Source organism: Streptomyces sp. NPDC047085 (genome assembly GCF_040643735.1).
Taxonomy (GTDB): domain Bacteria; phylum Actinomycetota; class Actinomycetes; order Streptomycetales; family Streptomycetaceae; genus Streptomyces.
In genome coordinates, this window is the sequence record NZ_JBEYUW010000003.1 from 299,442 (window position 1) to 322,901 (window position 23,460).

General features: G+C 70.9%; 22 protein-coding genes. 12 read left to right on the plus strand and 10 right to left on the minus strand.

Annotation, left to right across the window (positions count from 1 at the left end; translation table 11 throughout):
• Nucleotides 1-3: 3 nt before the first annotated feature.
• Nucleotides 4-222 carry a DUF397 domain-containing protein gene (locus ABZ865_RS12425; RefSeq protein ID WP_361228004.1) on the minus strand — a complete coding sequence of 73 codons (219 nt, stop codon included), beginning with the start codon at nt 220-222 and terminating at the stop codon, nt 4-6.
• Nucleotides 206-1,033 carry a helix-turn-helix transcriptional regulator gene (locus ABZ865_RS12430; RefSeq protein WP_361228007.1) on the minus strand — a complete coding sequence of 276 codons (828 nt, stop codon included), beginning with the start codon at nt 1,031-1,033 and terminating at the stop codon, nt 206-208. The genes ABZ865_RS12425 and ABZ865_RS12430 overlap by 17 nt, the downstream gene beginning before the upstream one ends.
• 197 nt (nt 1,034-1,230) lie before the next feature.
• Between ABZ865_RS12430 and ABZ865_RS12435 the strand changes: the two genes are divergently transcribed.
• The 3 genes from ABZ865_RS12435 (at nt 1,231) to ABZ865_RS12445 (ending at nt 3,818) form a co-directional block, all read left to right on the plus strand.
• A complete protein-coding gene (locus tag ABZ865_RS12435; protein ID WP_361228010.1) occupies nt 1,231-2,166 on the plus strand; it encodes a hypothetical protein in 936 nt (311 codons plus the stop codon).
• A gap of 182 nt (nt 2,167-2,348) precedes the next feature.
• The gene (locus ABZ865_RS12440) at nt 2,349-3,209 is read left to right on the plus strand and encodes a hypothetical protein (RefSeq protein ID WP_361228012.1); all 861 of its coding nucleotides are present in this window, start codon (nt 2,349-2,351) and stop codon (nt 3,207-3,209) included.
• A 171-nt stretch (nt 3,210-3,380) separates the two neighbouring features.
• A complete protein-coding gene (locus ABZ865_RS12445; protein ID WP_361228015.1) occupies nt 3,381-3,818 on the plus strand; it encodes a hypothetical protein in 438 nt (145 codons plus the stop codon).
• On the opposite strand, the gene ABZ865_RS12450 is transcribed toward ABZ865_RS12445, so the two are convergent.
• The gene (locus tag ABZ865_RS12450) at nt 3,815-4,237 is read right to left on the minus strand and encodes a hypothetical protein (RefSeq protein WP_361228018.1); all 423 of its coding nucleotides are present in this window, start codon (nt 4,235-4,237) and stop codon (nt 3,815-3,817) included. The genes ABZ865_RS12445 and ABZ865_RS12450 overlap by 4 nt on opposite strands.
• Nucleotides 4,238-4,669: 432 nt before the next feature.
• Here ABZ865_RS12450 and ABZ865_RS12455 point away from each other — a divergent pair, with 432 nt between their 5' ends.
• The 5 genes from ABZ865_RS12455 to ABZ865_RS12475 all read left to right on the plus strand — a co-directional run bounded on the left by ABZ865_RS12455 (nt 4,670) and on the right by ABZ865_RS12475 (nt 9,386).
• Nucleotides 4,670-5,428: a L,D-transpeptidase family protein gene (locus tag ABZ865_RS12455; RefSeq protein ID WP_361228021.1), complete on the plus strand. Its 759-nt coding sequence runs from the start codon at nt 4,670-4,672 to the stop codon at nt 5,426-5,428.
• A 183-nt stretch (nt 5,429-5,611) separates the two neighbouring features.
• On the plus strand, nt 5,612-6,244 hold the full coding sequence (locus ABZ865_RS12460) for an RNA polymerase sigma factor (protein WP_361228024.1): 633 nt from the start codon (nt 5,612-5,614) through the stop codon (nt 6,242-6,244).
• A 237-nt stretch (nt 6,245-6,481) separates the two neighbouring features.
• Nucleotides 6,482-7,261 carry a hypothetical protein gene (locus ABZ865_RS12465; protein WP_361228027.1) on the plus strand — a complete coding sequence of 260 codons (780 nt, stop codon included), beginning with the start codon at nt 6,482-6,484 and terminating at the stop codon, nt 7,259-7,261.
• A gap of 326 nt (nt 7,262-7,587) precedes the next feature.
• Nucleotides 7,588-8,250 carry an RNA polymerase sigma factor gene (locus ABZ865_RS12470; RefSeq protein ID WP_361228029.1) on the plus strand — a complete coding sequence of 221 codons (663 nt, stop codon included), beginning with the start codon at nt 7,588-7,590 and terminating at the stop codon, nt 8,248-8,250.
• Entirely contained in the window at nt 8,250-9,386 is a 1,137-nt protein-coding gene (locus tag ABZ865_RS12475) for a hypothetical protein (protein WP_361228032.1), read from the plus strand. The genes ABZ865_RS12470 and ABZ865_RS12475 overlap by 1 nt, the downstream gene beginning before the upstream one ends.
• A 202-nt stretch (nt 9,387-9,588) precedes the next feature.
• Here ABZ865_RS12475 and ABZ865_RS12480 read toward each other — a convergent pair whose 3' ends face one another.
• Nucleotides 9,589-10,419 (minus strand): L,D-transpeptidase family protein, encoded by an 831-nt coding sequence (locus tag ABZ865_RS12480; protein WP_361228035.1) that lies wholly within the window; start codon nt 10,417-10,419, stop codon nt 9,589-9,591.
• Nucleotides 10,420-10,500: 81 nt separating this feature from the next.
• On the opposite strand from ABZ865_RS12480, the gene ABZ865_RS12485 reads away from it, so the two are divergent.
• The 3 genes from ABZ865_RS12485 (at nt 10,501) to leuE (ending at nt 13,434) form a co-directional block, all read left to right on the plus strand.
• A complete protein-coding gene (locus tag ABZ865_RS12485; RefSeq protein WP_361228038.1) occupies nt 10,501-12,081 on the plus strand; it encodes a methylmalonyl-CoA mutase family protein in 1,581 nt (526 codons plus the stop codon).
• Nucleotides 12,082-12,171: 90 nt separating this feature from the next.
• Nucleotides 12,172-12,753, plus strand: coding sequence for a Uma2 family endonuclease (locus ABZ865_RS12490; RefSeq protein ID WP_361228040.1), 582 nt, complete (start codon nt 12,172-12,174; stop codon nt 12,751-12,753).
• A 30-nt stretch (nt 12,754-12,783) separates the two neighbouring features.
• A complete protein-coding gene (gene leuE / locus ABZ865_RS12495; RefSeq protein WP_361228043.1) occupies nt 12,784-13,434 on the plus strand; it encodes a leucine efflux protein LeuE in 651 nt (216 codons plus the stop codon).
• A 10-nt stretch (nt 13,435-13,444) separates the two neighbouring features.
• On the opposite strand, the gene ABZ865_RS12500 is transcribed toward leuE, so the two are convergent.
• A complete protein-coding gene (locus ABZ865_RS12500) occupies nt 13,445-14,827 on the minus strand; it encodes an FAD-dependent oxidoreductase (protein WP_361228048.1) in 1,383 nt (460 codons plus the stop codon).
• Between the two features lie 71 nt (nt 14,828-14,898).
• On the opposite strand from ABZ865_RS12500, the gene ABZ865_RS12505 reads away from it, so the two are divergent.
• Entirely contained in the window at nt 14,899-15,549 is a 651-nt protein-coding gene (locus tag ABZ865_RS12505; protein WP_361228050.1) for a TetR/AcrR family transcriptional regulator C-terminal domain-containing protein, read from the plus strand.
• A gap of 8 nt (nt 15,550-15,557) precedes the next feature.
• Here the strand turns inward: ABZ865_RS12505 and ABZ865_RS12510 are convergent, their stop codons facing one another.
• The 5 genes from ABZ865_RS12510 to ABZ865_RS12530 all read right to left on the minus strand — a co-directional run bounded on the left by ABZ865_RS12510 (nt 15,558) and on the right by ABZ865_RS12530 (nt 23,349).
• Nucleotides 15,558-16,517, minus strand: a complete 960-nt coding sequence (locus tag ABZ865_RS12510; RefSeq protein ID WP_361228053.1) for a class I SAM-dependent methyltransferase — start codon at nt 16,515-16,517, stop codon at nt 15,558-15,560.
• A gap of 202 nt (nt 16,518-16,719) precedes the next feature.
• A complete protein-coding gene (locus tag ABZ865_RS12515) occupies nt 16,720-17,931 on the minus strand; it encodes an acyltransferase (RefSeq protein ID WP_361228056.1) in 1,212 nt (403 codons plus the stop codon).
• A 172-nt stretch (nt 17,932-18,103) separates the two neighbouring features.
• On the minus strand, nt 18,104-20,782 hold the full coding sequence (locus ABZ865_RS12520) for a glycosyltransferase family 4 protein (protein ID WP_361228059.1): 2,679 nt from the start codon (nt 20,780-20,782) through the stop codon (nt 18,104-18,106).
• A gap of 258 nt (nt 20,783-21,040) precedes the next feature.
• A complete protein-coding gene (locus ABZ865_RS12525) occupies nt 21,041-22,375 on the minus strand; it encodes an alpha-2,8-polysialyltransferase family protein (protein WP_361228062.1) in 1,335 nt (444 codons plus the stop codon).
• Complete coding sequence (locus ABZ865_RS12530; RefSeq protein ID WP_361228064.1) at nt 22,372-23,349, minus strand: glycosyltransferase family 2 protein; 978 nt, start codon at nt 23,347-23,349, stop codon at nt 22,372-22,374. Before ABZ865_RS12530 ends, ABZ865_RS12525 begins: the two co-directional genes overlap by 4 nt.
• Between the last annotated feature and the right edge of the window lie 111 nt (nt 23,350-23,460).

Consider the following 23,460-nt stretch of genomic DNA (forward strand, 5'->3'; position numbering starts at 1 on the left):
GATCTACCAATCCTCGCCCGACCCCTCCAATCGGGACACTGTCGCCACGAAGGCAGCCCAGGCGGGCGCGGCGAAGAGTACGGCCGGGCCGTGGGGGTTCTTGCTGTCGCGGACGGGGACGTGGGTGGGGTGGGAGTCGTTCACCTCCAGGCAGTCGCCGCTCTCGCCTCCGCTGTACGACGACTTGCGCCATGCGTGATGCTGTTCACGGCTGCTCTGCATGCTCGTAATCCTCCGCGATCGATCGGATCAGCGCCAGGGAGTCGTGGTGTGAGAGCGCGTCTCCCAGCGCGTGATCGTAGGCGACCTGGCATTCCCTTACCACGGACGGCACTTCGAGCACGCGGCCCGTCTTCAGACCTTCCACGTACGCGACCGGCGGCAGGTCCTCGAACCACATCAAGGTGACGATGCCTTCCAGCAGTGCGTGATACCCCACGGAGTAGGGGAGAACGTGCACGCGGATGCGGCGGCTCTCGCCCAACGCGGCAACGTGATGGAGCTGTTCGCTCATCACGGCCGGACCGCCGACCGGGCGTCGCAGCACTGCCTCGTCGAGCAGAGCCCAGAGCACGGGGGACTTGAATTCGGAAAGGATGCGGGCGCGGTCGAGCCGTGTGGCGAGGAGCTGGTCACGCTCCTCGTCGGTCCTTGGCGGGAAGCCGGACTGCAGGACCTCACATGCGTACGCCTCGGTCTGGAGAAGGCCAGGTACCAGCTTTGGTGCGTACACCCTGATGACCTTCGCCTGCTGTTCCAGCCGTAACGCCTCGGCGAAGTGTTCGGCGACCCGGCCCTCGCCCTGCGTGGGCAGGAATCGCTCGAAGATGCCACCGGTCTCCAGCACCTGGTCCAGGCGCCGGGCGTCCTCCAGCGCTGGTCTACGGCGGCCTGCCTCGATGTGGGCGATGTGTGTCCGGGACATGATCGCCCGAACGCTCAACTCTTCCTGAGTGAGCCCGGCCGCCTCCCGTCGGCGCCGTAGTTCTTCTCCGTAGCTGGTACGGGATCCGGGGTTGTCCTCGATCGCCATGTGCAACTCCCGCATGAGGCTTCGCAGTCGCCAACTCATGATTACACGAAGTGACCGAGCGTGTACGGAAGTTGCGGTACGGTGTGCGCGACAGCTTGCTTCATCCGTCCGTCGTGTGCGGACGTGAAGCGGCCCCCGTCGCTGGCTGCAACCGGCGGCGAGGGCCTTCATCACCAGTGGAAGTAGGCCACCGGGAAATGCTCCGCCATGCTATCGCGCCTGCCCGTCACTACACCCAGGTGCCGAACGACATCCTCCGCCATCCCCGGCTCTCCTCCGACGCCGTACGGCTGCTGACCTGGCAGTTGTCGCTCCCGGCCGACGCGAGGGACTCCTTGTCGCGTACCGCCGAGCGTGCCGGGATCGGCAAGTGTGCCTTCCTTCGGGCGAAGCGCGAGCTGAAGGCCGAGGGGTACCTGCACGAGTGGCGGGAGCAGGGGGTGCGAGGGCTGTGGGCGACCGTGCAGCTCGTGTCGAACGTGCCGCTGACGAGGGAGGAAGCGGCGAAGGCGCGGGCGTCCGGCGCCGGGGTGGCTCCGGCGGGCGGGCCTCCGGCCGCCGGTGAGCCGAGGGGTCGGGACGTCGGCCGTCATCCAGAGAACCCGGTTCGGGAGAACACCTCCCTCCATCCGGTTCAGACCCCCTCCGTCGCGTCCGAACAGCTTGCTGATGCCCGGCAAGTCATCGAATCACTCAGCGACTTGGACCCGCGACTGCGCTTCCCGCGCGGCATGCTCCCGCAGCTCGCCGCGCTCGCGGCGGAGTGGCTGGCGTACGGGCACACGGCGGCCGACGTGCGGGAGCAGGTGCGGCGGGCCCTGCCCGGGCGGGAGCGGGTCATTCATCGGCCCGGGGGTCTGGTGCGGTACGTGCTGCGCGAGATTCCGCCACTGCCTCCGGCCACCGTCACCAGCGTTCCGCCACCGCCGCGCGTCGCTCAGATGCGGGAGTGTGAGAGCGGGCGGCACACGCAGCCGCTCCTCTTCCGGCCGGTCGCGGACGAGTCCCTGTGCCGGGACTGCCATAGCGCACAGGCTGTGGAGGAGGCTGGGTCGTCCCCGGCCGGTGGTCAGGTCGCCGTGCGGGGCGCGGCTGCGGTCCGGGCGGTTCTTCGTGGGCAGGCCGTCCTCTGACGAGCGTCTCTCCCTGGTCCCATAACCCTGCGCGCCCCCTTTGTCCGGCTGCTCGCTGTCGCGTCGTCGGCTGCTGTATAACCGGCGCCGCCATCGAAGTCCCGACCTCGCCGAAGGGCTGTGACGTGCTGTCCGGAACCGGAATACGTGTCCGTCTGAGTGGACGCCGTGCCGTCGGTGTCGTGTTGGTCGCGGCTGCCGTGGCCGTGTCGTCCGGATGCTCCGCTCACGGCGGCAAGAAGAAGCCGGCGGGTCGGCATGCTTCGTCGAAGACCGAGTCGACGCGGACGGCACGGCCCACGCGCACGTCCAAGCCCGCCCCGCCGCCGAAGACCGCCGCGCAGTTCGTCGCCCGCGCACGCCAGGCCCTGGGCGCCGAGAAGGGGTGGACGTTCGCCCTGCGTGGCAGTGAGTCCGCCGTGATGCAGGGGCAGGCGCCGTCCAGCGCGACGTACGCCGCGACCGTGCACCGCACCACCGCCCCCGCCGCGGTCCAGCAGAACGGCACGGTCACCACCAGCAAGGGTGAGCGCAAGCCCGAGGTGGTGTACGTCGTCGACGGGACGGGTTACGTCAAGGATGGCGCCGAGGGTTGGAAGCGCGGCCCGCTGTCCGATCCCGACATCGCCAACGACGTCGAGGATCCGATCGCCGAGCTGGACGCGTTCGCGGCGTACGCGAAGAGTGCGACGGTGAGTCGTACGGCGACGGGCGTCCGGCTTCAAGTCAGCGCGTCCGGATGGCAGTTGTCGGCCGCCCGGAGCCGACCCGCACTGAAACGGGCGGTGCGGGAGGTGGAGCCCACGCTGGCTCAGTTGCGCAAGGCCGGGGTGACGGCGGCCGACGGGCAGATCACGCTCAAGAGCTTCAGCGAGACGTGGGAGTTGGACGAGGCGCACGGGTATCGGCCCGTGTCACACCGGTACGCGTTCACGTTCCTCGTGCCGTTCCAGGGCGGGGACATCACGGTGAGCCAGGAGGCGCGGGCCGACAGCCGTGGGGTGTTCAGCGGGAGTGTGGCGTTGCCGTCCGGTGCGAAGTGACCCGTGCGACGCACCGTCGGCTAAGAAGGTTGTATTCCTGGTGTGAATTCACCTGTGGTGATTGACACTTCTGCAACCCGTGATGTTGGAGAGCCCAACTCCGCTTGTTGATCAGGGGGAACGGGGTCCTTCCGCGCCCCCCTGTGTCTGGGCGAAGGGGGAACGGTTCTCATGAGTGAACGGGACGTGCGGCCGTACGCGAGCGAGATGCGTGCGTACGCGGCGGCCTTCGTCGCACGTGCCACGGCCCGCAGTCGGCTGCCGCTGGACTACTCCGAGCGCAGTCTGCGGGTCGTGGACTTCCTGATCGACGGGATGCGCAAGGGAGGCAGCGATCCGGGGCGGGCACAGAGGGTCTTCTTCGGGCTCGGGGCGTACGTCGGTGAGGTGTTGGTGCGCCGCGCGGGCGCGGTGTGGGTCGACTTCGACGCCGACCAGCAGGCCTACTTCGGGCAACCCGTGGGCATACGCATGCCGGACGGGCGGGTGTGGAACCCGCTCGGCAAGGTGCTCAACCGCTTCGAGGTGGGCGGCGGTCCTGAGGAGTCGTTGCAGACCTTCTGGCTGACCCTGCACGGACGGCCGCGCCGCGATCTCGGCCGGCTCTAGTCCGCCGTGACTCCCCAGTACCCGATGTGCGTGGGACGGCCGTCCGTGTAGAGGACCGTGCATCTGCCTTGTGCTCGGCCCGGGAACTCCAGGCGTTCGGTGTCCAGCGCCTCGTCCCATTCCTCTTCTGTGGGACGGCCGTTGGGGCACCAGGCGCGGATCTCCTCATCCGTCAGCGGGCGCATGAAGGGACCGTCGTCGGGGTCGTTCGCGTCGATGATCATGGGGAAGTCCAGGACCGTGGCCGTGCCGCCGGTGAAGATGTACTCGTGCCAGGCCGGGTCCCGCCACAGCTCCTCGATCGTGCGGCCCGGGAAGCCGTGGTCGTCCTTCGCCAGCTCCTCCTCCTGGGCCTGGCGGAACGCCGCCGCCAGGTCCGGTTGGTACGGCCGCGTGTCCACCCAGCAGTTGCCGCCCATGTCGATGTCCCTCCGTGCGTGATCTTCGGTCGGTGCGGAGCAGCGTAGGGGGCGGCACTGACAGCCGTACCGGATGGGCGGTTCGCGTGGAGAGTCCGGGAAGAGTCCGGTTCGTCTTCTCGGTCGCCTCCGGGTTCACCGCTGTTGTATAACCGGCCCTCGTTCCGGTCGGCCGTGCCGTGTCCCGGCCGTTTCTTCGCGTCCTGCTGCCCATCGAAGGGTCTCTTCGTGCTGCCCTCTTCGCGTTCCCGTGCCCGTACGTGCTTCGTCGCCGCGCCGGTCGTCGCCGGTGTTCTGCTGATGGCGTCGGCCTGTGGAGGCTCAGGTGGGGAGGGGGGAGACAAGGCCGGGGCCGGGTCGGACAGTGTCGCGGTCGGGGCGTCGGGTGGGACGGCGGCGCCGAGCGGCTCCGCGTCGACATCGGCGTCGGCTTTGGCTTCGACGTCAGCGTCGGCATCGCCGTCGAAGTCCGCGTCCGCGTCCAGCTCCGCCTCCGCCAAGGCCAAGGATGGTGCCGAGGGCCAGGGCGGTGCCTCCGCCGCGCCCGGCGCGGCCCCGGGCGGGGCCACCACCGCGCCGCCCGCCGCCTACGCCGCCCCGAACTTCCCCGTCCCCGCCTCCCCGGGCGACGCCACCCAGCTCATCACGGTGAAGGCGAGCGGCTCGTACGCCACCGTCACCGCCTGGGCCAAGGGAACCTCCGGCTGGAAGGCACAGTTCAGCACGAGTGCCGGCCGGGTCGGCTCCAACGGGGTCACGAACGGGGCGACGCGGCAGCAGGGGACGTACACCACGCCTACGGGGACGTACGGCATCACCGAGGGCTTCGGGGTCGAGGCGGGCGGGACGAGCATGCCGTACCACGTCGTCAACAGCTTCGACTGGTGGGTGGAGGACCCGCAGTCGAAGTTCTACAACTCCATGCACAGCGCGACGGGCGCCGACTTCCCGCTCACCGAGGCCGGCGACCGGGGCAGTGAGCACCTGATCAACTACCCCACGCAGTACGCCAAGGCGCTGGTCATCAACTTCAACCGGTGGCCCGCCACGCCCGGTCGCGGCGCCGGCATCTTCCTGCACGTCAACGGCAAGGGTGCGACGGCCGGTTGTGTGTCCGTGCCGCGCGCCACGATGGACCGGATCATGACGTGGATACGGCCCGGCGCCCACCCCCGCATCGCCATCGGCTGACGGCGCGGGCGGGTGAGGAGGACCCCAGGGCGGCACCGGGAGCTGTGACACTTCTGTGCGCCGCGACGCTGTTGTCCCTGGGGACGCGGGACACCGGTGAAGCGCGTCCCGTCGTGCTGATTCGCTACGAGCACGAGCACAGGTCCGAAGGCGGGCGCGTGCTCGGTACGGACGAGGACGGTCTTGGGCCACGGAGGGGAACGTCGGCGCCTGCAGGCGTACGACGGTGAACTGGGGGCGGCCGTCGCGCGCGCCCAGGACGGCGACGAGGCCGCCTTCGCGGTCGCGTACCGCATCGTCCAGCCGGGCCTGCTCGGCTATCTGCGCGGTCTGGTCGGCGACGACGCCGAAGACGTGGCCTCCGACGCCTGGCTGGAGATCGCCCGTGACCTCGGGCGCTTCAAGGGCGACGGTGCCGGCTTCCGCGGCTGGACGGCCACCATCGCCCGGCACCGGGCCCTGGACCATCTGCGCCGGCAGCGGGTACGGCCCCGGGCGACCACCCTCGAACAGGACGTACTGGACCTGCCCGGGCCGCAGAGCACCTATGACCAGGCGCTGGAGTCCCTGTCCACCGAGCGCGCCCTCGCACTGGTCCAGGAGCTGCCGCGCGACCAGGCGGAGGCGGTGATGCTGCGTGTCGTCGTCGGCCTGGACGGTCCGGCGGCCGCACGTGTCCTCGGCAAGCGGCCCGGCGCGGTGCGTACGGCCGCGTACCGGGGGCTGAAACGCCTCGCCCGCCGGCTGGGCGCGCACGACGTCGCTGATGCGGGTGTGACGGATGAGGGCTCCCGCACGCTGGGGGAGTCGACATGAGCCGTGCGATGAGCCGGGCGGTGAGTCGTGCGGCGAACCGTGGCGGATCGACGCCTACGACCGCACGGATGAACGCCGGCGGCCGTGGTCCGTATGAATCCGGGACACCGGAGGAATCCGGGACACCGGGCGACGCGTCCGGGAAGCCGGGCGCATCCCGCGTGGCGGACCGCGCGAGACAGACAGCGTGTGGCACACAGTGCGTGACACACGGATCGGACAGGGACGGGAACTGACATGGGTGAACGGCAGAGCGGCGGCGCCGGCACCGCGGACGCCCGGCTGGAGGAGGGCCTCGCCGCCGCCTTCCGTACCACACCCCTCACCCCCGGCTCCGACGCCGAGCGGCACGCCGTGGCCGCGTTCCGCGCCGCCCGGGACGCGGGCCTGCACGGCTCGCGGCGGGCGCGGACCCGGCGCCGGGACGACTGGCGGCCCCGGGAGCCGTGGCGTCTGCGGCTGTCGGTGAAGACCACGCTGTCGGTGTTCGCCGCGAGCCTCACGCTGGGCGGCGTCGCCGTGGCGGCGATCGGCGCGGCCGGCTCCTCGTCGGACGGCGCCCATGGCGACGGGCGAAACACGCACCCGGTGACGAGCGCCCCGGAGCGGTCCGGCGCCGACGCGTCGGCCGGGTCGTCCGCCGGGTCCTCGGCGCACCCGGACCGCCCGGACACCGCCAAGGACACCCTGGCGCACTGCCGGGCGTACGAGCAGGTGAAGGACCGGGGCAAGGCGCTCGACGCCACGGCCTGGCAGCGGCTGCTGGAGGCCGCGGGCGGCGAGGACCACGTCGCGGCCTACTGCACCGCCCAGTTGGCGCGGGCCGCGGAGACCCACGACAACGGCCAGGGCGACAGCCGGCGCGACAGCCGGGGCGGCAGCGAGAACGCCGGCCAGAACAACGGCCAGACGGGCACCGAGAACAACGGCCAGAACGCCGGCAAGGGCACCGACTCCAAGTCGGACAACAGCGGCAAGGCGGACAACAGTGCCGAAACGAACAATGGGAATAAGTAACCAGTAAGTGAACGACGATGACCCGGTGGCCCATGTGGCCAACCGGGTCAAATGGTTGCGTTTCCCCGCGCCCTGATTGCGCTCTCGGCCGCGTCCTCGCTCGCCGAGGCAACGGCCGGGGCCGCCACCCCCCACAGGAGAGGCCCCGGCCGTCGCGCGGCACGGGCCGCGCGGCGGCCCGTACTTACATCAGCGTCGAGGGTGCGGTTTGTGTCACACCTCATCGGTCACGAGTTAGTTGCATCTTCTACAGACATGGACGAGCAGCGGTCGACGCCGTAACGTGCCTTTCGCGCCGAAGAGGACAGGTGCAATAAGGGAGTGCGGTGCTGGGGGACGACGCGGAGCTGACCGCCGCGGTGCGTGCGGCACAGAACGGGGACGAGACCGCGTTCCGTACGGTGTACCGCGCGGTGCATCCCCGGCTGCTCGGTTACGTGCGCACGCTCGTCGGCGACCCGGACGCGGAGGACGTCGCGTCGGAGACCTGGCTGCAGATCGCCCGGGACCTCGGCCGGTTCAGTGGCGACGCCGACCGGTTCCGCGGCTGGGCCGCGCGGATCGCCCGCAACCGCGCCCTCGACCACATACGCATGCGCGGCCGCCGCCCCGCGATAGGCGGCGACGAGACCGAGCTGGCCGGCCGCGCCGCCGAGTCCGACACGGCCGGCGAGGCCATCGAGGCCCTGACCACCGACGGCACCCTCTCGCTCATAGCCCGCCTGCCGCAGGACCAGGCCGAGGCGGTCGTGCTGCGCGTGGTGGTCGGCCTCGACGCCAAGTCCGCGGCGGAGACGCTCGGCAAGCGCGCGGGCGCCGTACGCACCGCCGCGCACCGCGGCCTCAAGAGGCTCGCGGAGCTGCTCGGCGACGATCCGGAATCGGCGGGCGTGCTCGACGCGCTTCCGCCCCAGCGAGAACCGCGCGGTGGCGCGATGACGTCCGCGAGTGTGACGCATACGCGTACGCGGACGCAGAAGGACATGTGATGGCCGACGAGCACAACAAGTGGCTGAACCGTGAGACGGCGGAACGCCTGCTGAGCGGTGAGTCGCTGGAAGCCGTCGATGCCGCCGCCCGTGACCAGGCGGAACGCCTCGCCGAGGCGCTCGGCGCACTCTCCGCCGAGATGGCTCCCGCGACCACCGAACTCCCGGGCGAGCAGGCCGCGCTGGCCGCGTTCCGCAAGTCCCGCGAGGCGGCCGAGGCCGAGCGCACCAGCAACGCCCTCGGTGCCGTCGGTGCGAACCGGCGCCCCGGCGTGCCCGCGTCCGACCTCGACGCGGACGTGGTCCGCATCGGCGCCCCCATCCGTAGCGGAATCCGCTCCCGCCGGTCCCGCCGCCCCCGTTGGGCCCGCCCGGCCCGGCTGACGCTCGCCGCGGCGGTGGCCGCGGGCACGCTCGGCGGGGTCGCGATGGCCGCGGGCAGCGGGGTGCTGCCCACCCCGTTCCACCACGAGCGGCCCGCCCCCGGCGCCTCCGTCTCCGCCGACGAGACCCCGGGGCAGCCGCTCGTCTCGCCGTCCCCGCGGTCCTCGGGGGGCCACGGCTCCGCCACGGCCACGCCCGGCGGCAGCGCGAGCGGTTCCCCCGGCGGTGCCTCCTCCGACAAGGCCTCGGGAGAGCACAAGGGCGCCAAGCCCGGCACCGGCGGCGACTCCGGGTCTCGCGGCACGTGGTGGAGGGAGGCCTCGGCGGACTGCCGCGCCCTGCGCGACGGCAAGGAGCTGGGCAACGACCGCAAGCGGGCCCTGGAGAACCTGGCGGGCGGCTCGGCGCGCGTGCGGAGCTACTGCAAGGCCGTGCTGGCGGCCGGCGAGACCACCTCCTCCGGCGGTGCGAACGCCGGCGAGGACAACGGCGGCAAGGGCAACGGCAACGGCGGCAGCGACGACGACAAGGGCAAGGGCGACGGGAGCGGCCGAGGCGGCGACGACGACGGCCGGGAAGGCCGGGACCACGGCCACGGGCACGGCAAGGACCGGGGCCACGGCGATGACCAGGGCCACGGCCGGCACCGCCGGAGCGACGTCGCACCCTCCCCCGCCGCCACGGCCCTCGCGCCCGCGCACCCCGGCCACCGGGGGACCAACCGTCCGGCACCCTCGCCGAGCCCCTCGTAGGCACCCCTCTGACCTGCGGTTTTGGCGGGCGCGAAATTTTTTTCGCGAAAGCTGTGACGTTTTTGGCCCGCGTGACGCAGTACTGAGTGAGCCGACTGGTCATCGGCCGTCGCACTGAGCCGGGGTTCCCCCCGTACCTGCGGCTCGTGCACCTTGGCGCGGGCGGGACACGTTCCCCCGGTCCCGCCCGCGCCCCGCATCCTCACCAGGAGACGACGACCTTGTCGCCGGTCCTCACCTGCGCGAACAGCTCCGCGATCGCCGCCTCGTCCCGTACGTTGACGCACCCGTGCGAACCGCCCGCGTACCCGCGTGCCGCGAAGTCGTAGGAGTAGTGCACCGCCTGGCCGCCGCTGAAGAACATGGCGTACGGCATCGGGGAGTGGTAGAGCGTCGACACATGGTGCCGTGACTTCCAGTAGACGTGGAACACACCTTCGCGGGTCGGGGTGTACTGGGCGCCGAAGCGGACGGACACCGTCGACACGGTGCGCCCGTCGATCATCCAGCGCAGTGTCCGGCTGGTCTTGCTGATGCACAGCACCCGGCCGGTCAGACAGCGCGGGTCGGGCGCGGCGGCCGGCTGACCGCCCATCAGGTACAGCTCCCACTGGCCGGGCTCGTGCGTCATGCCCAGCAGCCGCTGCCAGGTGACGGTGTCCAGCTCGCCGGTCCGGGGCAGCCCTCGCTTGCCCTGGAAGCCCTTGACGGCCTGCTCGGTCAGATCGTCGTAGGTCCCCGTCGGCCCGTCGAACAGCCAGGCGACCTGGCGCAGCCGGGCCTGCAGCTCGCGGACGCCCGCTCCGCTGTCCCCGCGCGAGAACAGCACCCGGGGCGCGGGCGCGGCGGGCTTGGCGGCGGGCGTGCTCTCGGCCGTCCGGGTGGGGGCGGGAGCCCTGCTGGAGGGCAGCTCGACATGGACGGGTGAACGGTTCTTGCCGTCGTCGCCCGGGGGCTGCACGGTGCAGCCGCAGAGCGCGGCGAGGGCGGCGATCGAGACGAGTACGGCGGCTGGTCTCCCCGGATTCCTCATGCCGGGGATGTTTCCCCGCGTGACCGCCGGCGAACTACGGGGCATGGTGAGGAGGGACGAAACGGACCTGCGGAGGCATCCATGGCACGTGAGTCGGAGTCGGGGCTGCCGATCGAGCCGGTGTACGGGCCGGCGGACCTGACCGGCTGGGACCCGGACGGGAAACTGGGCGAACCGGGGGCGTACCCGTACACCCGGGGGGTGTACCCGACCATGTACACCGGCCGCCCCTGGACCATGCGCCAGTACGCCGGGTTCGGCACGGCAGCCGAGTCCAACGCCCGCTACCGGCAGCTGATCGCGCACGGCACCACCGGTCTGTCGGTCGCCTTCGACCTGCCCACCCAGATGGGCCACGACTCCGACGCGCCCCTCGCGCACGGCGAGGTCGGCAAGGTGGGCGTGGCGATCGACTCGGTCGAGGACATGCGGGTGCTGTTCGACGGCATCCCGCTGGACCAGGTGTCGACGTCGATGACGATCAACGCGCCGGCCGCGCTGCTGCTGCTCCTGTACCAGCTGGTGGCGGAGGAACAGGGCGTATCGGCGGACCGCCTGACCGGCACCATCCAGAACGACGTCCTGAAGGAGTACATCGCGCGCGGGACGTACATCTTCCCGCCGAAGCCGTCCCTGCGGCTGACCGCCGACATCTTCAGGTACTGCACCGCCGAGATCCCGAAGTGGAACACCATCTCGATCTCCGGCTACCACATGGCCGAGGCGGGCGCGTCTCCCGCGCAGGAGATCGCCTTCACGCTCGCCGACGGCATCGAGTACGTCCGCACGGCGGTCGCGGCCGGCATGGACGTCGACGACTTCGCCCCCCGCCTGTCCTTCTTCTTCGTGGCCCGTACGACGCTGCTGGAGGAGGTCGCCAAGTTCCGCGCGGCACGGCGGATCTGGGCGCGGGTGATGCGGGAGGACTTCGGGGCGAGGAACCCGAAGTCGTGGATGCTGCGCTTCCACACCCAGACGGCGGGCGTGCAGCTGACGGCCCAGCAGCCGGAGGTGAACCTGGTCCGGGTGGCCGTCCAGGCCCTGGGCGCGGTGCTCGGCGGCACGCAGTCCCTGCACACCAACTCCTTCGACGAGGCGATCGCCCTGCCGACGGACAAGAGCGCGCGGCTCGCGCTGCGGACACAGCAGGTGCTGGCGTACGAGACGGACGTGACGGCGACGGTCGACCCGTTCGCGGGCTCGTACGCGGTCGAGAAGCTGACCGACGAGGTCGAGACGGCCGCGCTGGACCTGATGCGCCGGGTCGAGGACCTCGGCGGCGCGGAGGCGGCGATCGAGCGGGGCTTCCAGAAGGCCGAGATCGAGCGCAACGCCTACCGCATCGCCCAGGAGACGGAGTCCGGGGAGCGGGTGGTCGTGGGCGTCAACCGCTTCCAGCTGGACGAGGAGGAGCCGTACGAGCCGCTGCGGGTGGACCCCGCGATCGAGGTGCGGCAGGTGGAGCGGCTGGCCGTGCTGCGCGCCGAGCGGGACCAGCGGGCCGTGGACCTCGCTCTGGACGCGCTGAGGAAGGCGGCCGAGGGCGAGGACAACGTGCTGTACCCGATGAAGGAGGCGCTGCGGGCGCGGGCCACCGTGGGAGAGGTGTGCAACGCACTGAGGGAGGTGTGGGGAGCGTACGAGCCGTCGGAGGTGTTCTGAGCTGGGCGGTTACTCCATATGGGTGATCATGGGCGGAATCCGTCCGTTCCCCGTTACTCTCGTGGAGAGTGCTCCCGAAAGGAGGTTGCCGTGGCTGTGATAGAGCGCGAGATGACGATCGCCGAAGCCGCCGACCGTGTCTCCAGCTGGCTGCCCGGACACCGCGTGGAGATCCTTCGAGGGAGCCTTATCGTGTCGCCGCCGCCGGATGAGCCGCACCAGGGGACCGTGTTCGAGATCGGTTGCGAGATCCGGCAGGCCGGGGCGAAGGAGGCTGGCCTCAAGGTCCGTCCCGGTATTGGCCTGTGGCTGCCGACCGGCCCGGCCGACTATGCGATCCCGGATCTGTCTGTGGTCGACGCCGACATCGCAGACGCGCTCGTCCAGAGGAACTGTTATGCACCGCATGTCTTCCGCATGGTGCTGGAAGTGACCTCTTCCAACTGGTCTGATGACACGGCCCTCAAGGTCGAGCTTTACGCCGAGGCCGGAATCCCTGTGTACATGGTGGCCGATCGCCGACACGAGGAAGTCCTGCTCTACGAGAAGCCCAAGGAAGGCAAGTACCCTGCCCCCACCCGCTACAAGCGAGGCGAGACCGTCCCGCTCCCCGAATCCGTAGGTGTCACCCTCGACCTCTCCGTGGACACCCTCCTGGACGGCGACGACTGACTGTCGTACCTCCGTGCGACACTCCTTTTCATGTTCGGCGTCATCGATCTCCCCACCTACCTGGCCGGTCTCGTCCTGATCGTCCTGCTGCCAGGCCCCAACTCGCTCTACGTCCTCTCCGTGGCCGCCCGGCGCGGAGTGCGGGCCGGTTACACCGCCGCGGCCGGGGTGTTCTGCGGGGACACCGTGCTGATGACGCTGTCGGCGGCCGGGGTCGCCTCCCTGTTGCAGGCGAACGCCGTGCTGTTCGGGATCGTGAAGTACGCCGGCGCCGGGTATCTGACGTGGCTGGCGATCGGGATGCTGCGGGCCGCGTGGACGATGTGGCGGACCCGGCGGGAGCAGTCCGCCGAGGAGGCCGCGCCCCTCGCGGCGGCCGAGGAGCGGCCCTACCGCCGGGCCCTTGTCGTCAGCCTCTTCAACCCCAAGGCGATCCTGTTCTTCGTCGCCTTCTTCGTGCAGTTCGTCGACCCGGGGTACGCCTATCCGGCGCTGTCCTTCGTGGTCCTCGGCGCCTTCGCGCAGCTCGCCAGCTTCCTGTACCTCAGCGCCCTGATATTCGGCGGCACCCGCTTGGCCGCCGCCTTCCGCCGCCGCAAGCGGCTGTCCGCGACGGCCACGTCGGCGGCGGGTGCGCTGTTCCTCGGGTTCGCGGTGAAGCTCTCTCTGGCCAGCGCGTAGCTCCCGGCGTTCAGCGGATGCCGACTCGGGCGAGGTAGGCGCCGAGTCCGTCCGCCGAGTCGCCCGCCCAGCCGACGTACCCGTCCGGGCGGACCAGGAACACACCGGGGCCGTACGACTCCGGGGCCGCCGGGAGTGCCACCACGCCCGGCAGACCCGCCACGGGCGCCGTCGCGCCCAGCAGGGTCCAGTGCGGGCCCCGGAACGCGTCGAAGAGGCGGGTGCCGGCCACGGTGCCGTCCGGGGCGCGGTCGCCCGCGCATGGTCCGGTCGGGTCGGTGCGGTGGTCCTCGGTCAGGGAGGAGCCCGGGTATCCCAGACCGAGCTGGGCCGTCGCCTTCCCCCGCTGCACCTCGCCGCGGTGGACGCCCGTGGACAGGCCCAGCATGGCCGCCGCGTTGGGGCGCCGTTCCTCCTCGTAGGTGTCGAGGAGGGCCTCGGGAGCCCCGTCCCGCAGCACCGCGCCCAGCTTCCAGCCCAGGTTGTACGCGTCCTGGACGCTGGTGTTGAGGCCCTGTCCGCCGGCCGGTGAGTGGACGTGGGCCGCGTCGCCCGCGAGGAAGACCCGGCCCGCCCGGAACCGTTCCGCCAGCCCCGTCCGCGGCCGGAAGTCGGAGGCCCAGCGCAGCTCGGTGACGTCCTCGGCGTCGAGGTGCGTGTACGCGGCGACCAGCTTGCGGATGCCGTCGAGGGAGAGGTCGAGCTCGGTGCCCTCCGGGAGCTTCCCGGCCAGCTGGAAGTCGTCCGTGCCGGCGAGCGGGCACAGCATGACGCCGGTGCCGTCGGCACCCGGGAAGACGTGCCAGTGCTCCCGGTCGAGCCCCGTCACCCGCACGTCCGCCACCAGGAACGGGCTCGGGTCGACCGCCTCGCCGGTCATGCCCACGCCCACCGCGCGCCGTACCGTCGAGCGCCCGCCGTCGGCCGCGACGACGTACCGCGCGCGGACGGCCGTACCGTCGGCGAACCGCGCGCTCACGCCCTCCGCGTCCTGCTCCAGGCCGGTCACCTCGCGCCCGAACTCGACCGTGCCGCCCAGCTCCACCAGCCGCGCGTAGAGGACTTCCTGGGTGCGCCACTGCGCGATCATCAGCGGCTCGGTGTACGGCGCGCCCTCGTCCGCCGTCAGGGGCTCGAACATGGGCCGCTCGCCGACCCGCTCGCCGTCCTTCCAGATCACCGACACCGGATAGGGGCCACCGGCCGCGCGTATCGCGTCGAGGACGCCGAGGTCGTCGAAGACCTCCTGGGTGCGCGGCTGGATCCCCTTGCCGCGCGAGCCGGGGAACAGCCCCTCGGCCCGCTCCACCACCAGCGCGTCCACGCCACGCCGGGCGAGGTCGATGCCGAGGGTGAGGCCGGTCGGACCGGCCCCCACGATCAGGACATCCATCACGATTCTCCTTAACGCTGTTAAGTGCCGTCGCCCATGAGAGTGCCCTTAACGCTGTTAAGCTGTCAAGCGTGAGTACGGAACGACGCGCGCCCCTGGACCGCAAACGGGTCGCGGACACGGCGCTGCGGCTGCTGAACGAGGTCGGCCTGGACGGGCTGACCCTGCGCGCCATCGCCAAGGAGCTGGACGTCAAGGCCCCGGCGCTGTACTGGCACTTCAAGGACAAGCAGGCGCTGCTCGACGAGATGGCGACGGAGATGTACCGGCGGATGGTCGCCGGGGCGGTGCTCGATCCCGCCGACAGCTGGCAGGAGCGGTTGCTCAGGACCAGTCGCGGGCTGCGCGCCGCCCTGCTCGGCTACCGCGACGGCGCCAAGGTCTTCAGCGGATCACGCTTCACGGGCACGGACCACGCCCGCGAGATGGAGGCGCACCTGCGCGTCCTCACGGGCGCCGGCTTCACCCTGGTGCAGGCGGTCAACGCGGCGCGGACCATGAACATGTTCACCATCGGGTTCGTCACCGAGGAGCAGGGCGTGCAGCCCCTCCCGGGCGAGCGCCGGGAGGGGTACGACATCGAGGAACGCGCCAGGCGCATGGCCGACTTCCCGCTCGCGGCCGAGGCCGGAAGGGTGCTCTTCGACGACTACGACGGGCAGTTCGAGGAAGGGCTGGCGCTGGTGATCGCGGGCATCGAGGCCCGCTACGGGATCGGCTGAGCGAGCGGTCAGCTCCGGGCCGCGCGCGCGTTGCGTATCGCCCGGGTGACGACCGGCGGCAGCAGGTCGACGGCGACCCGGCGGACCCGGCTGCCGCGACGGGCCGCGGGCCGGGCGCCCGCTGCCGCGGAGGCGGACGCCGGTGCCGACACCGCCCCCGATGCTCCGGATGCCCCGGCTGTCCCAGCTGCCGTCGTGGCGGCTTCGCCGGCGTGCCGGGAGGGCGGGAATTCCGGCGCCCGCATCCCGTGGGACTTCAGGCGGACGATCTGGTGCCCGGCGGCCTCCTGGACGCTCACGTGGCAGTCGGACCGCTCCCGCGCCATGGCCAGCAGCCGCTCCTGGACCGGCTCCGGGTCGCCCCAGGTCCCGTAGAGCTTCTGCGTGCTCAGACAGACGGGGCGCAGGCCCCGGTTGAGCACGGCCTCCCAGGCGGCTATGGACACGCCGGGCGTGTGCTCGGAGCGGAAGTCGTCGAGGACGACGATGCCGTCCGGCAGCAGCAGGTCGTGGGCCGCGCCTATGTCGCCGTGCACGTGCTCGTACAGGTGCGAGCCGTCGATGTGCACGAACCGGCAGGAGCGCGGCGCGACCTCGGCGGGCACCAGGGAGCTGGGCCCCTGGAGGACGCGGGGGAGCTCGTCGTGGAAGGAGCGGTAGTTCTCCTCGAAGACGCGCCGGGTCAGCGCGCTGTACGACTTGGTGGACTCGGCGCGGTTGGCGTCGTCCGGCGCGTCGCCCTCGAAGAGGTCGCACACGGTGTACTTCTCACCCGGCTGCTGGTGCCGGCCGATGAAGATCGCGCTCTTGCCCATGTAGACGCCGACCTCCAGGAGGTCGCCGTGGGTGCCGGCGGTCTCCTGGAGGTTCAGGAACCAGTCGAAGAGCATCTGGTCGAGCACCGGGAACCAGCCCGGCACGTCCTCGAGGCGGTGGGGCGGTCGCGTCGCTTCCTGGGTGGTGGCCATGCGGTGGAGGCGCTCCCTCGGTCGGCGGTCTGTGAGATCCCTGCGGAAAGGCTGTGGGGGTGGCCTGCAAGGGCACTACCGTGCCTGCCCCGAGGGGTGGTTCAAAACCCAAGCAGAGGTGAACGGATGGCAAAATTCCGAACGATCGTCCGGTAGGCCGCGCCCTCTTTCCTGATCTCTTCCAGGCCGGCCACCAGGTGGATCACGTGGAGAATCCGGGTGTACGGGACCTCTTCAGCGCCCTTTTCAGCCGCGGGCCGATCGGTTTCTCCACAAACCGGTGCATCAGCCACGCGAGCAGCAGCATGCCGAGCACGGTCAGCCCGAGCGTCGGCCACGCGGGCAGCCCGGCGCCCCGGTGCAGCACACGGATGACGAACCAGCCCAGGTGCTCGTGGACCAGGTAGAACGGGTACGTCAGCGCCCCGGCCGTGGCCAGCCACCGCCAGTCGGCTCGGCCGGTCCAGCCCAGCGCGACGGCCGCCACGGCGGCGAAGGCGAGCGTGACGATCAGCAGGATGATCCACGGATCGCGCACGAGGTCGCCGTGCGCTCCCGCGTGCCACAGCCCCCGCGTGGCGTTGCTCTGCCCGAGCAGCCAGGAGGCGGCCACGATGCCCCACAGCAGCAGGTCGCTGCCGAAGCGGTGGATGAGGTACAGGGCGAGCCCGCCGATGAAGAAGGGGGCGTAGTCCGGCATGACCAGCTGGTCCGTCAGCGCGTTGCCCGACGTGCGGCACACCACCGCCGCCAGGGTCCACACACAGCAGAACAGCACCACCCGGCGGTAGGTGACCCCGCGCAGGACGACGAGCAGGGCGAAGAGCGCGTAGAAGCGGACCTCGACCCACAGCGTCCAGCACACGCCCAGCACGCGCGGCACGCCCATGGGCTGTTGCAGCATCGTCAGGTTGACCAGGAACTCGTCCGCCCGGACCGGGTGCACGACGGCCGGCAGGACGATCGCCGCGCCGGTGATCAGCACCAGGGCGACCCAGTAGGCGGGGTAGAGGCGGGCGACCCGGGAGCGGAAGAAGTCGCCGAGGGTACGGCCCCAGCTGCTCATGCAGATGACGAAACCGCTGATCACGAAGAAGAACTGAACCCCGAGACAACCGTAGGCGGCCGCCTGGGACAGGGTCGGGAAGACGCGGGACGGGCTCTGGTGCCAGGACTCGGAGACCGTGCCGCCGCGTCCGGCGTAGTGGTACAGGCAGACCATCAGCGCGGCCAGGAGGCGCAGCCCGTCCAGGGCGAGGAGCCGTCCCCGACGCCCGCCGGACGCGGCGTCGTGCGATGCGGCGTCGTGTGATGGGGCGGCGGCGGGCGCGGCGGTGGACCGGCCGGGGGCCGGCGCGGACGAGGTGGTGGGGGAGGGGGGAGCGGTGGCGAGGGTGGGGGAGGAAGCAGACATGGTGCTCGGCGCCTACCCGAAGCTCCGCGGATCACCTCGGCTCCTCTGTGAAGGTCCCCGGCTCGGAGGAGGCGTTCAGCCATCGCCCGGGTGAATCACAGGAAACGCCACGGCCGCCGGGTGGGCGGTTCGGCACACGTTCACCCGGCGGCCTACTGCTCGATCCGGCGGCTCAGCTCGGCTTCAGCAGTCGCGCGGAGCGGTTGGCGAGGTCGATCCGGATGCTCTCCTTGCGGGCGAGCTGTCGTATCGCCCTGCCGCGGGCGCCGAGGTCCCCCGCCACGCGGGAGATCTCCGACCACACCCTGCCCCGGTCGCCGCCCGCGATGGCGGCGGCCGACAGCAGCCGGAACGCCTCGTCGGCGTCGCCGCGCGCGGCACGTATCTCGGCCATGCCGATGAGCACGTCCACCGGCTGTCTGCGGCGCAGGATCTCCGTGCCCACGCGCAGCGCCTCGTCGTGCCGGCCCGCGGTGAAGTGCCGGGTGAAGTCCTCGGCGAGGTACTTGGCGTGCCGGGAGAGCACCGCCGAGAACGGCCCCTCGGCGTACGACGTCTCGCCGTCCGGCTCCTCAGCCTGCTCCGGAGCGTCGGCGGGCAGCGCGCGCGGCATGTCGCCGGGGCGCGCCAGGTTCAGGGCCGTCGTCATCCGGGCGGTGAAGGCGGAGATGTCGAACAGCTCCTCGACGTCCCGGTACTCCTCCTCCGACACCTGCTCGTCGAGCACGTGCCGCAGCGCGTCCAGCGCCGCCTCGGGCGTGTACTCGGCGAACGAGCGGTAGCCGGGCACCCCCTCCAGCACCTCGCGGGAGCCCACCCGGTGGTAGGTGACCGTGCGTAGCCGCTGCTGCACCGCCTCCACCACCGACAGCGGCATCGGGTCGTCCACACTGGACAGGAAGAACACGTCGGACGCGGCGAGCTCCTCGCGTACCCGGTCGCGGGAGAGCGCCCCCATCCACTCGACGCGGTCGGACAGCAGCGTCGAGGGACCGATCCGCCAGGTCTTGTGGCCGATCCACGCGAACCGCCACGGCAGGCCCTGCGCGTACGCGAGTTCCGCGACCCGCGAGAACAGGTCGAGGCCCTTGCGGTCCTGCATCGAGCCGACCATCACGATCCGCGGCCGCTCACCGGGCGTCTGCCGGGCCCGGGCGCGGTGGGTGTCCAGCGGCACGGTGTTGTAGACGACGACCGGGTCGCTCACGCCGAGCTGACGGAACATGTCGGCCTGGGCGGTGGAGACGCACAGCACCCTCATCTTGGGCAGCACCTTGAGCATCTCCTTGTGCCGGAGCGCGTGCTGCTCGCCCTCGAAGTTCATCACGTACTCGGTCTCGTGGGCGTACAGCACCACGGAGCGGCCCAGCGCGTGCAGCGCCTCCACCAGTTCGTTGGCGAACGGGGAGCGCCAGAACGGGGCGAGGCTGTTGATCAGGACGACCTCGGCGCCCTCCAGGTCGGCCAGCACGTCCTCGGAGCGCGAGTAGACGCCGAGGTCGAAGTAGCGGATGTCGACCGGGCTCTGCGCGAGCAGCGCCTGGGTGTAGGTGAGCACCGGGATCGCCACGCCGGTGACGTAGGAGAAGCCGAGGCCCAGGACGGCCAGCGAGCGCGGCCGGTTGAGGCGTCCCTCGACGTCCCGCAGGGCGCGTTCGGCGCGGGCGGTGTGCGGCTGTGCCTCGGCCGGCGCCGACCAGCGGGGCGCGGGGCGCTCGACGGGGATCTCCGCGTCCTCGATGCGCCGCAGGACGCGGGAGGGGACGTCGTCGTGGAAGGTGAGGAAGTGCTCGACGGGCTCGCCGTGGGCGTTGGGCGTGAACTTGCCGGTGCGCTGCAACTCGGCGGCGACGTCGACGAGTTCGCCGACCGTGCCGACGTTGCGCAGCAGCGGGTGGTTGATCGTCGGGAAGACGATGTTCAGCGCGGGCGGGCTGAACAGGATCAGCGGTGTGCCGGCCCGCAGCGTCTGCAGATAGGTGGTGGAGAAGAAGGTGATCGCGAGGTCGTAGCCGTCGAGGGCCTCGGCCTCCAGAAGCGCCTTCTCGTCGAGCACGGTGACGTCGGGCAGCTTGTGCAGCCAGTCGAGGTGGGCGCGGAGCGTGGAGGGGTGCGGCTTGATCTCCACCTCGCCGAAGGCGGTGAGCGCCTCGCACAGCTCCTTGAGCGCGTCCCGGTGCTCGTTCCGGGAGAGCTTGCGCTGGTCGGCGAGCGGCTGGTCGAGGACGACGATGCGCAGCGGCTCGCCGGGACGCTTGGCATGCCGGTGGGTGGTGGAGCGGGCCGCCCGCAGCAGCTGGGGGTCGTCGCTGTGGCCGAGCGCGCCGGTGATGTGGACGGGCGCGTCGCTGTCCGCGGAGCGGAACATCAGATGGTGCGCGGTGGCCGGTCCCCAGACGCAGACGGCGGCGGGGGAGGAGGAGCCGTAGTACCAGTTCTGGTCGCGCAGGCCCGGGTCGGTCTTCTTGAAGTGGAAGTCCAGATGCCCGTCCTGGACGAGGACCAGCGGGAGCGTGCGGCCCAGCTCGCCGGCGACCCGGCGGCCGCGCTGCGACTGGTCGTTGAAGAACACCAGCCGGTCGATGCGCTCCTGGTCGGTGAAGGCGTGGATGCGGTGGCCGACCTCCTCCAGGAACTCGGCGCCGCTGAGCGGCTCGTCGACCTGGAACAGGTTGTGCACCTTCAAGTCCTCGAAGCGGGCCGCCGCCTCCTGTTCGATCCATCCGGCGACATCGCCGTCCCGGTCTGCCGTGACCAGGTGGAAGGAGTGTGCCTCGGCTCCCGGAGCCTTCATGATCTCCGAGGCGAGACCGACACCGTTGCGGTTCTCGACGAACACAGCGATACGCATGGACGTAATCAATCCTCACTGGGCGGTCGCAGTTTCTTACTGTGATCCCACCCGATCCTTCATGTGAGTGAATGAAATACGACCTTGTCCTGCACGGACTCGAACCTGTGAGGAATCACAGGTGAACTCTGAGCGGCGCAGGGTTGGCGCAGGTGGACAAAAGGGAATCCGGAAAGCAGGCAGCCCCTTGTGGGTCATAGGGTTTTCACACCCAATCCACAAGGGGCTGCCGGGGCCCGCTGCTCAGCGCGTGACGGCCTACCGCTTGACGGCCTTCCGCAGGGCCCGCGCCCGGCGGACCATCCGGCGCGCCGTCGCATTGCGGCGGAGGGAGGCCAGCCGCCGCGGGATGCCGCCGGGCAGCCCGAGTGATGTCAGGCGCTTGCGCTTGAAGTAACGGCTGGTGCGGTCGTTGAAGTGCTTGCCGAGGTACCGCTCGGCTTCCTTGCGCAGATCCGGGTAGATTTTCGGCTGCATCGCGAAGCCCACCGCGCGGATCAACTCGCCGAGCGCCTCGACGCTCATCCCCTGCCGCTGTTCCTCGACCGCCTTGGGGTCCGTCAGCGCGGGCACCAGCGCGTCGACCACCGTGACCGGGACGCGGTTGCTGTTCTCGTACGGGGCGAGCCTGTCCAGGAGCGTGTCGGTGCCGATCCGGGCGACCGGCAGGCCGTACAGCGCGGACGCGGTGAGCAGCGCGGTGGAGAAACAGCCGACGACCAGCGCGGGACGCATCTTCTGGTACAGCACCTCGGCGAGGACCGTGGTGTCCAGGACGGTGAGGTCGACCTCGAGCTTCTCGGCCTCCTGCTCCAGGGTGCGGGCGAACCGGGCCGGCGCGGAGGGGTGCGGCTTGAACACGACCTTGGTGTGACCGAGTTCGACAGCGCCCTTCAGCATCCGGACGTGCAGCTGCTCCTCCTGCTCCGGGGTGAGGATGTCCAGCGCGGAGAGGTACTGGCCGAGCAGCAGGGCCGGTTCGTCGATCTCCGGCAACTCGTTCCCGCTGGGCGCCAGTTCGGCCAGCACCTTGGTGAACGCCGGGGTCGGCACGACCTCGCCCGGCACACCGAACTCGGTGAGCAGCAGGGGCTTGAGGCCGGGCACCAGGTCCAGGTGGAGTACGCGGTCCACCCGTGTGCCGACCAGCGGGTCGATCTTGTTGCGGGTGGGGCCGTAGCTCATCAGGCCGTCGGCGTAGACCGTGACCGGGGCGCCGGTGAAGATCTGGGTGAGCGAGAGCGACGGGTTGACCTGGATCGACTCGACCGCCAGCGCCACGTCGTCGTCGCCCAGCCGCCACTCGTGGCGCAGATACCGCTCCCAGAGCGGCATGTCCTCCACCCGGGGCGCCCAGCCGCCGGGGTGGAAGGGGAAGATCGTCTCGTTGTACGAGATCACGTCGTCGAAGCGGTCGCGCAGCCGCTCGAAGCCGGGCATCTCGTCCAGGGCGGGCGTGGTCTCGGGCGTGGCGGCGTTGTTGCAGACCAGCAGGACACGCCGGTCGGCGGAGTCGAAGCAGCCGGAGTCCAGGGCGGCGGCGAGCGTGGCCGTGCCGTACAGCGTCGACGCCTGGAAGATCTGGGTGGTCACGCGGCGGCTCCCGCGGCGGCGGGACGGCGGCGCAGCCGGCGCAGCTTGCCGGCCCGCTGGAGGTCCATGGAGTCCAGCGCCTCGTCCAGGACGTCCTGCGGCATGCGCCGCAGGGCGGCGGCACTCATGGATTTCAGTTTCTTCGCCACCGCGGGCTCGAACCTTTCGATGGATCCCAGGTGATGGGAAATGATCGCGCAATAGGTGCGGACAGCCTTCGGCAGCAGGGCGTCGGCCTCCTGGTCCCCGGCGGCCTCCGCGATGACCTGGTCGAACGCGCGAATGAAATCGAGCTGGCGCACATCACCGATCTGGGTGAGGGACGAGGCGACTCCGCGCCGGTAGAACACCCCGAGCAGGCTGACCGCGGCGAAGGACTCCGCCTCGCGGTGCAGCTTCCAGATCCACGGCCGGTCCTCGGCCGTGCGCAGTCCGTCGGTGAAGTGCAGCAGCCCCTTGTCCACCAGCCGGCGGTGGTAGACGCCCGCCCAGGCGTACGCGTAGTCCACCGAGGTCGAGCGGTGGGCGGGCAGGATCGCCGCGCGCGGATCCAGCACGACGTTCCGCCGGCCGACCGGCACCCGGTGCACGGTGCGTGCCCGGGCCGTGCACTGGACGTGGTCGGTGCGCAGGAAGTCGCAGCCCAGCGCCTCGATGGCGTCGACCAGCTCGGTGTAGTAGCCGGGGGCGAGCCAGTCGTCGCCGTCCAGGAAGGTCAGGTACTCGCCGCGCGCCCGGTCGATGCCGGTGTTGCGGGCCGTCGCCAGCCCTCCGTTCTCCTCGTGTCTGACGAGGACCGCGCCTGGCAGCTCGCGCTCCGCGCGCGCGAGAATGTCTGGTGTCCCGTCGCGGGAACAGTCGTCGACGAGAATGAATTCGAAGTCCTCACGCGCGTTCGCCTTCAGGCTCCTGAGCGTGTCGGGCGCATATTGCTGCACGTTGTAGAACGGCACGATGACGGAGAGCTTGACCACGTCAGGGACGGTAGGGGGCAGCCCGTCATTCGTCTTGACCGTTTCCTTGATACCAGGTGAACGACGCGTGGCGAAGCTGTGAACCAGGATTTTTCCGCGCCCGATCGCGGC

Coding starts and splice junctions, on each gene's coding strand:
- ABZ865_RS12500 (WP_361228048.1), bottom strand. CDS start 14,827: ATGGATGTCCTGATCGTGGGGGCCGGTCCGACCGGCCTCACCCTCGGC.
- leuE (WP_361228043.1), top strand. CDS start 12,784: ATGTTCGGCGTCATCGATCTCCCCACCTACCTGGCCGGTCTCGTCCTG.
- ABZ865_RS12425 (WP_361228004.1), bottom strand. CDS start 222: ATGCAGAGCAGCCGTGAACAGCATCACGCATGGCGCAAGTCGTCGTAC.
- ABZ865_RS12445 (WP_361228015.1), top strand. CDS start 3,381: ATGAGTGAACGGGACGTGCGGCCGTACGCGAGCGAGATGCGTGCGTAC.
- ABZ865_RS12465 (WP_361228027.1), top strand. CDS start 6,482: ATGGGTGAACGGCAGAGCGGCGGCGCCGGCACCGCGGACGCCCGGCTG.
- ABZ865_RS12480 (WP_361228035.1), bottom strand. CDS start 10,419: ATGAGGAATCCGGGGAGACCAGCCGCCGTACTCGTCTCGATCGCCGCC.
- ABZ865_RS12515 (WP_361228056.1), bottom strand. CDS start 17,931: ATGTCTGCTTCCTCCCCCACCCTCGCCACCGCTCCCCCCTCCCCCACC.
- ABZ865_RS12520 (WP_361228059.1), bottom strand. CDS start 20,782: ATGCGTATCGCTGTGTTCGTCGAGAACCGCAACGGTGTCGGTCTCGCC.
- ABZ865_RS12435 (WP_361228010.1), top strand. CDS start 1,231: ATGCTCCGCCATGCTATCGCGCCTGCCCGTCACTACACCCAGGTGCCG.
- ABZ865_RS12510 (WP_361228053.1), bottom strand. CDS start 16,517: ATGGCCACCACCCAGGAAGCGACGCGACCGCCCCACCGCCTCGAGGAC.
- ABZ865_RS12430 (WP_361228007.1), bottom strand. CDS start 1,033: ATGGCGATCGAGGACAACCCCGGATCCCGTACCAGCTACGGAGAAGAA.
- ABZ865_RS12475 (WP_361228032.1), top strand. CDS start 8,250: ATGGCCGACGAGCACAACAAGTGGCTGAACCGTGAGACGGCGGAACGC.
- ABZ865_RS12450 (WP_361228018.1), bottom strand. CDS start 4,237: ATGGGCGGCAACTGCTGGGTGGACACGCGGCCGTACCAACCGGACCTG.
- ABZ865_RS12485 (WP_361228038.1), top strand. CDS start 10,501: ATGGCACGTGAGTCGGAGTCGGGGCTGCCGATCGAGCCGGTGTACGGG.